The organism is Sphingomonas sp. (assembly GCF_042095875.1).
In the GTDB taxonomy this organism is placed as follows: Bacteria; Pseudomonadota; Alphaproteobacteria; order Sphingomonadales; family Sphingomonadaceae; genus Sphingomonas.
Map to the genome: position 1 here is coordinate 19,263 of NZ_JBELMJ010000043.1, position 8,888 is coordinate 28,150.

The window sequence follows — 8,888 nt, forward strand, 5'->3', positions numbered from 1 at the left end:
CTCTTGCACCTTCTCCATCTCGTCGGCCTGTTCCGTCTCGTTCGGCTGCTCGGCTGGATCGGTCATGATCGTGTTCCTCTCGAACGCCCAACGAGGCGCGGTGGAGTTCGGCTCCCGCTCGCGTTTCCTTTCGCGCGCAGCGGCGTTGTGGATGCGAGTGATGGAGAGCGACATGGCTGACAGGACTTCAGTGGCGGCGAGCGGCAACCAGGCGGACAAGGGCGAAGCGGACGGCGTGGCCGTCAACCACCCGAGCGGCCGCGCCGCGCCCGGAGAGAGCGGCGGCGGCGACTATCCCGCCGGCTCGGACGCGGGCCACGACCGCGACGGCGGCGCGCACTTCGACGGTGGCCAGTCGGGGAAAGGCTATCACGGCGGCGGTCAGGCCGGCATGGATGGCTCCTCCACGCCGAATGCCACCACGCGGGGCAGCGACAGCTACAGCGACCAGGGCAAGGCCGGCACCGCACCGGGACCGGACGGCCCCGAGCAGGCGCCGCACGCCGAGGAGACGCGCACGATCAGCACCGGGGAGCGGACGTTCGACGTGGTCGAAACCTCGGGAACCGCGATCGCCGAGGAAGCCGGCAACGTCGGGCGCGAGGGTCAGCGCGCGAACGATGCGGGGACACCGGGCGCCGGCTGACTGAGCGATGCCCGCGTGCCTGCCCGCCAGACGAGGCGTAGGATAGCTGCGCTCACAAGCCTGACGCGGTGGAGCAGTTCTTCTTCGGCGGAAAGCTCGGGTCCGGGTTGGGCGTCGTGAAGTCCTTCGACCGCGCGCGGAACATCACCGACCGCGTGATCACCGGCTGGAGCGTGACCGCGCCGAACGGGATAACGCTGAAGATCGGTTCGTACTGGTAGCTCACCTGGACGTGGAACAGGATCTCGTCGAGCAGCAGCGTTCGATTGTTCGGCAGCGCCGCGACCGCGACGCTCTGCGCGCATCCGACCAGCGGGGCGGCCTGAACGTAGGCGCCGTCGAAGCGCTGCCACAGGATGCGGTTCTCGATCGATCCGTTGTTGTCCTTGTCCGTTCCTTGCACGCCGGTGATGACCACGCGGCCGCGATTGCGCAGGTCGAACGGTTTCGCGGTCAGGTCGAGCGCGTTGAACAGGTCGTAGATCTGTTTCTCGCTGATCCCGACCTCGCCGGTCCCGCTCTGCGCGACGAGGTCGCTCATCATCGCCGCCATGCGCTGCACGCGATTGCTCGCCATCACGAAGTTGCCGAACTCCAGCGCGGTGAGCGTCAGCCCGAGGAACAAGGGCAGCCCGAGCGCGAATTCCAGAAAGGCGACGCCGCGGCGGTCCCGAAGCAGCGGACGGGCACTGCGGCGATCCCGGAGCAGCGAGAGGAGGCGCCCGCTCATGACTTGCGTCGCAGCGCTTCGTTGCGGACCACGGTGGTCGCGGACAGCGGCTGCACGCCGTTGGTGAAGCCGATCGCCCGCCCGACGAAGTCGAACAACACGGCCTTGGGATAGGTCACCGTGTAGCTGATGACGTCGCCCGCATTGCCCATCGTGCCGCTCTTGGGCGTGCTCGGGTCCCATTTGCCGTTCTTGTTGCGGTCGACGAACGGCTCGTTCTGGTCGTATCTGCCGTTCTTGTTGGCATCGGTGTAGATCTCTGGCGTGACGGAGGCGAAGTCGGCGTAGACCTTGGTCTGGATGTCGATCGCCTTACCCGGGGCGACCGGGAAAAGGGTCATGGCCTTGGCCACGCTCTTTCGCATGATGCTGGCGCGCTCGCTCTCGTTCGTCTCCATGGTAGCGGTGGCGGTGCGGGCCGCCTCCACCATCGCGCCTTCCAGCACCTGGCGCGCGAACGTCAGGTGACCCAGCTCGATCCCGCCGCAGATCAGCAGAAGAAGCGCCGGCGTGAGCAGCGCGAACTCGATGATCGTCACGCCGCGGACGCAGTGGATCAGCCGGTGCCACATCGTCATTTCACCAGGTGCAGGTCGACGAGTTCGGACGCGATGTCGTCGAACGCCGACTTCAGCGTCGCGGCGTCGGACGTGCGATACACGTGGCCGGGTGCGCAGCGCTCGAACATGTCGAGCGTATTCTTGTCCGTGGTGGTCAACGCGACGATATAGACCTTGGGCGGGTTCTTCTCCGCCTGCAGCGACGCGCACGTCTTGGAGAAGCGCAGTTCGGACTGCCGCGTCAGATCGCCCACGTTGGTGGAGATCGGCGCGTCGCCGTAATTGCCGTAGAAGGTCCAGGTGCGGTTCGCGTAACCGTTCGGCGCCGTGCCCAGCGCGGTCTCACCGTCGGTCATGAAGACCAGCGCGCGCTTCGCATCCTCGTTGACCGGATTGGTCCGCCTGAACACGTCGTCGCGCACCAGCAACCGATAGCCCCACAACAGCCCGGCGTGGTGCAAGGTACCGTTGGCGGGGTAGATCGCCGCGTTCTTGTTTTGGATCACGTCAAGCCAATAACTCTTGCTGCGCCCGTAGGTGACCGGCTCCGCCTCCTCCGGACATTGCCAGTTGGGCGAAGGCACCTCCGTCCTGTTGGTATTGCCGTTACTGTTCGCGCCGCCTTGCGGATTGATGCGGTAGACGGTTGGGTCCTTCCAGTCGGACTGGAAGCGCGGAATACGATCGTAGTTGACCCGAAATCTCGTTCCCGTGTTCGTGTCGAAATCCCAGGCCATTGTGTCCGGGTCGAAATAGCTGCCGTTTTCCTGCGTGATGACGTCGTCGCCGACACCGGCTGCACCGTTGTTCAGCCCGAGATAATAGTCGTAGAACCAGCGCCGATAAGGGTTCGACGCGAAATTGTCCTGATAAGCATCGTAGTTGAGCATATTATCGGCGTACTGCGGGTGCAATTTGTACAAGTTGAAGTCGGCCTCGCCTCCAGCATACTTGTAGAAATCGCTGTTCGGATTGGCTGCGCCGTCATTTCCTGGCCGTTCTTTGCCTGGTTTGGGCGTGGGCTTGTTGCGCTGGAACCCCTCCCTGGGCGTGTAGAACGGCGGAATAAAGTACGGCTCGATCTTCGGGTGCGCGCCTTCTCCGGGCAGCGACCGGTCGATGTCCCACGCGCCCGGATCGCGGAACGTCACCGTGCTGCTCAGGTTGCGCACCGTCGCGTCAGCGAAGACGCAGCCCTTCCACGCCAGCGGCTGTGTCGGCCAACCGCCGCCCAACTGCATGGCGAGTGGGTCGTTGAAGCCGAAACGCTGGCGGACCATCGACGACGGCAGCAACCTGCCGACGTTCGCGGTGATGTCGTACATGACGAAGCCGAGCGCGAGATCGTCGCGGTTGTCGGCACCCTGGTAGAGGATATCCAGGAAACTGCGCGACGCATCCTTGAGCGCGGTAATGCGCGTCTTCGATGGGTTTCCCTTGCTCGCCGGAAGATCGGTTCTCATCGAGCCCGTATTGTCGAGCACCATCATGACCTCGAGCGGGTGCGGCTGTATCTCGGCCACCGCCACCGCGGAGATCTGCTGCTCAGTCATCCCGAACGTTTGCATGAAGACCATCGGAATGGTCGCGGTGGCGGTGACGCTGGTCTGGTTGCGCTTGTTCACCTCGGTGAACGTGGGCGTCAGGACCAGATTGGTCGCGTTCATCGTATCCTTGGGGAAATTCCCGTAGAAATACGCGTCGACCTGCGCGCCGCGCGACGTCGGACCGGTGCCCGTCACCGCAAACGCGCGAGCGCCCGCGAGCGCCGCCGCGTCCACGCCCGCCTGGAGCGCCGACCTGGCCATGTACAGCCGCCCCATGTCGATCGCCGATCCGAGCGCGGCGAGCGTCGGCAACAGGCCGGCCGCCAGCATCGGCAGCGCTGCGCCGCGTCGATGGTGTACAATGCTACGCAGAGTGCGCATTCACGATCCCCTTTGGAGGCATCATGCCAGCTCGGGGTAAAGCAGCGCTTAATCGAAGAGCTGATCGAACCTATTCGGATGCGTCGACCGCGCCGTGCTAGCCTCTCCTGACTCACCGCGATCGTTCAAGCAGCGACGACCGCGGCAACGAGCCAATGCCGCGTACGAGCGCGTTGCCGTGCGAGCCGGCCGCCCGCTGCGCGCGATCGCGCGCGGCCGAAGGGGAGCAGGTGAGGGGCTAGGCTCGTCGCGCCCTACACGGGCGTCAGCGTGCCGGAGAGGATCACCGGGCCTGTCGGTTGCCCGGTCGGCGAGCCGCCCGCGGGTTCGACCGACACCGCGAGTGTCTCGCCCTGAACAGGCGCGACGGCGCGCGCGAGAATCAGGCGCTTGCCACCGTCGCTCGGGATCAAGCCGAGCGAGATGGGCTTCCCACCCTCCGGGATGCGCCAGAGCTGGCCGACGCTGCCCGTCGCCACATCGATGGCGGACGAGAACCGGACCGTACCGTGCACGGGATCGAGCACGGCGACCGGACCCTGCCGCGCCGTGTCCTCTGACCACGCCAATGAGGCGACGAGTATCGTGTCCGGCCGCGTCACGGGCGCCGGCTGCGCGGGTGATGGTGGTCGCACGTCGGGCGTGATCAGGAGGACGGCGACCGATGCGGCCAGGGCGCCGATCGCGCCGCCTAGTCCGACCCACCGCCAGCGGTGGGCGGCACGCCGCTGTTCCAGCACCGGCACGCTCAACCGTGCGACGATGCGGTCGCGCAGATGGGGTGGTGGCGGCTCGTCACGCGTCTGCTCCAGCAGCGGGGCCAGGCGGTCCTGCCACCATTCGACCTCGCGGGCGAACGCCGGCTCGGACGCGGCGCGCTCGCGTGCCTGCTCCTGCTCGTCGCTGGTGAGCAGGCCGATCGCCAACTCGGCCGCGATCACGCGCTCCTCGTCAGTCATCGCGCAGGCACTCCCGCAGCCGGAGCAGCGCGCGACGGATCAGGCTCTTCATCGTCGGCAACGGAACCGCCGATCGCGCGGCCACGTCGGCGTAGGTCAGGCCGTCGATGAATGCGGCGTAGATCGCGGCGCGCGGGCGATCGTCGAGGCTGTCGAGGCAGAGGCTCAGCCGCTGGTGCTGCTCTTCCAGCAGCAGCAGATGGTCGGCGAGCGGCTGGTGGTCGCTCACCGCGGCCGCGGCGGCATCGTCACCCGCCTCGGCCGCTTCGCGACGACGCGGCGAGGACGACCGGTGCCAGTCGAGCGCGCGGTTGCGCGCGATGGTGCACAGCCAGGAGATCGGATTGCCGCGTGCCGGCTCGTAACTCGCCGCGCGCTTCCAGATGATCAGGTAAACTTCCTGCAACACGTCCTCGGCCGCCTGTCGTTCCCCGCAGATACGGAGGCACACGCCGAAAAGCTTCGGCGCGGTCATGTCGTAGACGACACGGAACGCCTGCTGGTCGCCGCCCCCGGTCTGCGACAGGGCGGTGATCAATGCCGTGCGGCGGCGGGTTGCTTCTGATCCGTCATGGGTCACTTTTTTGCGATCGCGCCTGCATCCTTGCTCCAGGTTATGCCGTACCTCCAAATGCCCGCGTGATGAAAGGCGTTTCATGTTGCCTTGCCGTGGACTGGGAGGTGCCGAATGACGATGCAAGACGATCGAGCCGAACAGGATCAACTGATCGAAACATTCGACGGTCGCGCGCGCCGCCGCTCGGACCGCCGCGCCTTCTTCACCGCGGCACTGGGCGTCGCCGCCGCCGGCAGCGCGTTCGCCTACGCTGATCCGGCGCTCGCGCAGACTGCCGTGACCGATAGCGACGTGCTCAACTTCGCGCTGAACCTCGAATATCTCGAAGCGCAATTCTACCTCTACGCCGTCAACGGCAGCGGTCTCGCGGCCAATTTGACGTCGGGTGGCAGCGGCGCGGCCGGTGGCGCCGTGACCGGTGGCGCACGGGTCGATTTCTCGGGTGACCCGCTGGTCGGCGCCTACGCGCGCGAGATCGCCGCGGACGAGCAGGCGCACGTGGCGTTCCTGCGCACCGCGCTGGGCTCCGCCGCGGTGGCGATGCCGAATATCAACATCAGCGGCGACGCGAACGGCCCGTTCACCGCCGCCGCGCGCGCGGCCGGCGTGGTCGGCTCGACCGGCGTGTTCAATCCCTATGCTTCGCCGACCGACTTCCTGCTGGGCGCCTTCATCTTCGAGGACGTCGGTGTCACCGCCTACAAGGGCGCCGCGCCGCTGCTCACCAACAAGACGTTCCTGGAGGCCGCTGCCGGCATCCTGGCGGTTGAGGCCTATCACGCCGCGATCGTGCGCACGACGCTGTACAGCAAGGGCGTGCAGGGGCTGATCGACGCGACCGAGAAGATCTCCAACGCGCGCGACATGCTCGACGGCAATCCGACCGAGGACCGGGTGCGCGGCATCGGCCCCGATGACGATCAGGGCATCGCACCGAGCGGCAGCGGCAACACGCTGACCGCCAACCTGTCGCCGCTCAACAGCAACGGTCTCGCCTTCAGCCGCACGCCCGGCCAGGTGCTCAACATCGTCTACCTGAACGCGGGCACGACCACGATGGGCGGCTTCTTCCCCAATGGCGTCAACGGCAGCATCAGGTCGACCACCTGACCGGTGCGTCCCCCGCTGATCCAGTTTGACGTTATCTAGGACATTTACCGATGATCGATCCTCGTAAAGCCATCGAAATCCTCGCGGCGGCGGATGCCCGCCGCGCCGCACGCCGCGGCTTCCTGAAGGCCGCCGGCGGCGGTGTCGTGCTGCTGGGCGGCGCGTCGCTGCTCTCCGCCTGCGACGAAGACAACGACTTCATGCCGGCACCGGCCCCCAGCCCGACGCCGACGCCTACGCCGACGTCCGCGGCCATCACCGACAGTGACGTGCTCAACCTCGCGCTCAACCTCGAATATCTCGAGGCGCAATTCTACCTCTACGCCGTTAACGGAACGGGTCTGCCGGCGGCGATGCTCGCGAGCGGATCGGGCGCGGCGGGCGGCACCGTCACCGGCGGTGCCAGGGTCGACTTCAGCGGCGATCCGGTGGTCGGCGCCTACGCGCGCGAGATCGCCGCGGACGAGGCGGCGCACGTCGCGTTCCTGCGCACGGCGCTCGGCTCCGCCGCGATCGCGATGCCCAACATCAACATCGACGGCGGCCCGAACGGCGCGTTCACCGCCGCGGCGCGCGCGGCCGGGGTGATCGGGGCGAACGACACGTTTAATCCCTATTCGTCGCCGGAGAACTTCCTGCTCGGCGCCTTCATCTTCGAGGACGTGGGCGTCACCGCGTACAAGGGCGCAGCGCCGCTGCTCACCAACAAGACCTTCCTCGAAGCAGCCGCCGGCATCCTCGCCGCCGAGGCGTATCACGCCGGCATCGTGCGCACGGTGCTCTACGCGAAGGGCATGTCGACCTCGTCGCTCCTCACGGCGACGACCCGGATCTCCGACGCGCGCGACCTGCTGGACGGTATGCCGACCAACGACGACCTGCGTGGCATCGGCGCGGACGACGATCAGGGGCTTGTCGGCCCCAACAACACGGCCAACCTCGTTCCGACCAACGTCAACGGCCTCGCCTACAGCCGCAACAGCCAGCAGGTGCACAACATCGTGTACCTAAACGCCACGGGCGCCAACCGCACGAGCGGCGGCTTCTTCCCGAACGGTACCAACAACCCGAACCCGGCCCTGCGCGTCGGTCTTTCCTGATCAAGCGCGTGCCCGAGCGACCTTCGCTCGGGCACGCTGATCAACTTCGCGACTAAGGCGTGGATGCCAGGTTTTGGTGGCCGGCAATCAGGCGATCATCCGGTCGGCGATGACAATCGGCGCCATCGGCACCGTAGCGGTATTGCGATCGTGCACGGCCGTCGCTCTACAGCCCCGTCGCCCTCGCTTTAACCGTAATTTCATCGGTGCGATAGACGGGTTTCGAACCGTTACCGCAACGCTTCACCCCATTGATCGAGCATGACGTGACGACGGCAGGGTCTGCTCGGGCTCACACATGGGTGATGGCATAGTCAAAGCTCGCCGAGGTGATTACTGATGCGCTATGGGCAGACGGAGCATTAAAGTCGAGGTAATCGGACGCGAGCGGCATCTGCTGGTCACCATCGACGATTTCGTCAGCGATCCGGTCGCCTTGCGGAAGGCGGCGAAAGAGACCGCGTTCCAGCCTGCGTATAATCACTACCCTGGTATTCGGGCGTCAGTCCCCGACGGGTATGAAGCCGAGACAAGCCCCATCCTCCGCAACGTGTTCGCCTCCGTGTTCGGGCGGTACGGGCAGAACAAGTTACTCGATATAAGCTTTTCGATGGTGACGACGCGTCCTTCTGAACTGAGTACCCCGCAAACGCTTCCGCACTGTGACGCCTTGGGTGCAGACCGCTTCGCTCTTCTTCACTATCTCTCAGAGGGCGACCTAGGCGGCACCGCCTTTTACCGTCATCGGGCCACGAGTTTTGAGGCTATAGACGAAGAGAGAGCGCCATCATACTTCAAGGCCGTGGATGCCGAACTTGCTGCGGATTACGGAAGATCGCCTCAGTACATACAAGGTGCAAACGACAATTATGAAGTGATGAGGTTGGCCGAGCCTGTCTTCAACCGAGCCCTGGTGTACCCCAGCTTTCTTCTTCATAGCGGGATCATCGAAACAGATAATCCGCTGTCGAGCGATCCGGCTGCCGGTCGGCTGACCGTAACTGGCTTCTTCTCGGTTGGCGCCCGCTAGCACTCGGACCCAGGTAAATCAGCGGAACGGAGCATGTGCACCGGTGGGGCGATGCCAAGTCAGAGCCGCCCCAGCTAGGACCCACGTGGGTTCCCAAGCTAAAGCCCGTTAGCCTCAGCCGCCGCCGCTTCCCTCGTGGAAGCACATAAAGAAGGATGGTGCCGCTGACGTGACCCCCGTTTCTTCATCCACCTGGACCTAGAGACCGGCCCCTCGAAGGGACGGACGGAATGAAGCGGAAGCAGTTT

General features: G+C 65.7%; 9 protein-coding genes. 4 read left to right on the forward strand and 5 right to left on the reverse strand.

The window, feature by feature from the left end; translation table 11 throughout:
- Positions 1–172: 172 nt before the first annotated feature.
- Positions 173–646 (forward strand): hypothetical protein, encoded by a 474-nt coding sequence (locus tag ACFDS6_RS13570; protein ID WP_375272642.1) that lies wholly within the window; start codon positions 173–175, stop codon positions 644–646.
- Between the two features lie 52 nt (positions 647–698).
- Here ACFDS6_RS13570 and ACFDS6_RS13575 read toward each other — a convergent pair whose 3' ends face one another.
- The 5 genes from ACFDS6_RS13575 to ACFDS6_RS13595 all read right to left on the reverse strand — a co-directional run bounded on the left by ACFDS6_RS13575 (position 699) and on the right by ACFDS6_RS13595 (position 5,547).
- On the reverse strand, positions 699–1,376 hold the full coding sequence (locus ACFDS6_RS13575) for a TadE/TadG family type IV pilus assembly protein (protein WP_375272643.1): 678 nt from the start codon (positions 1,374–1,376) through the stop codon (positions 699–701).
- On the reverse strand, positions 1,373–1,954 hold the full coding sequence (locus ACFDS6_RS13580) for a TadE/TadG family type IV pilus assembly protein (protein WP_375272644.1): 582 nt from the start codon (positions 1,952–1,954) through the stop codon (positions 1,373–1,375). Before ACFDS6_RS13580 ends, ACFDS6_RS13575 begins: the two co-directional genes overlap by 4 nt.
- Entirely contained in the window at positions 1,951–3,864 is a 1,914-nt protein-coding gene (locus ACFDS6_RS13585) for a pilus assembly protein TadG-related protein (protein WP_375272646.1), read from the reverse strand. The genes ACFDS6_RS13580 and ACFDS6_RS13585 overlap by 4 nt, the downstream gene beginning before the upstream one ends.
- Positions 3,865–4,118: 254 nt before the next feature.
- Positions 4,119–4,823 carry an anti-sigma factor domain-containing protein gene (locus tag ACFDS6_RS13590; RefSeq protein WP_375272647.1) on the reverse strand — a complete coding sequence of 235 codons (705 nt, stop codon included), beginning with the start codon at positions 4,821–4,823 and terminating at the stop codon, positions 4,119–4,121.
- Positions 4,816–5,547, reverse strand: coding sequence for a sigma-70 family RNA polymerase sigma factor (locus tag ACFDS6_RS13595; RefSeq protein WP_375272648.1), 732 nt, complete (start codon positions 5,545–5,547; stop codon positions 4,816–4,818). Before ACFDS6_RS13595 ends, ACFDS6_RS13590 begins: the two co-directional genes overlap by 8 nt.
- Between ACFDS6_RS13595 and ACFDS6_RS13600 the strand changes: the two genes are divergently transcribed.
- The 3 genes from ACFDS6_RS13600 to ACFDS6_RS13610 all read left to right on the forward strand — a co-directional run bounded on the left by ACFDS6_RS13600 (position 5,512) and on the right by ACFDS6_RS13610 (position 8,640).
- Complete coding sequence (locus ACFDS6_RS13600) at positions 5,512–6,510, forward strand: ferritin-like domain-containing protein (protein ID WP_375272649.1); 999 nt, start codon at positions 5,512–5,514, stop codon at positions 6,508–6,510. The genes ACFDS6_RS13595 and ACFDS6_RS13600 overlap by 36 nt on opposite strands.
- Positions 6,511–6,560: 50 nt before the next feature.
- Entirely contained in the window at positions 6,561–7,610 is a 1,050-nt protein-coding gene (locus ACFDS6_RS13605; protein WP_375272651.1) for a ferritin-like domain-containing protein, read from the forward strand.
- A 346-nt stretch (positions 7,611–7,956) separates the two neighbouring features.
- Complete coding sequence (locus ACFDS6_RS13610) at positions 7,957–8,640, forward strand: DUF6445 family protein (RefSeq protein WP_375272652.1); 684 nt, start codon at positions 7,957–7,959, stop codon at positions 8,638–8,640.
- Positions 8,641–8,888 lie beyond the last annotated feature (248 nt).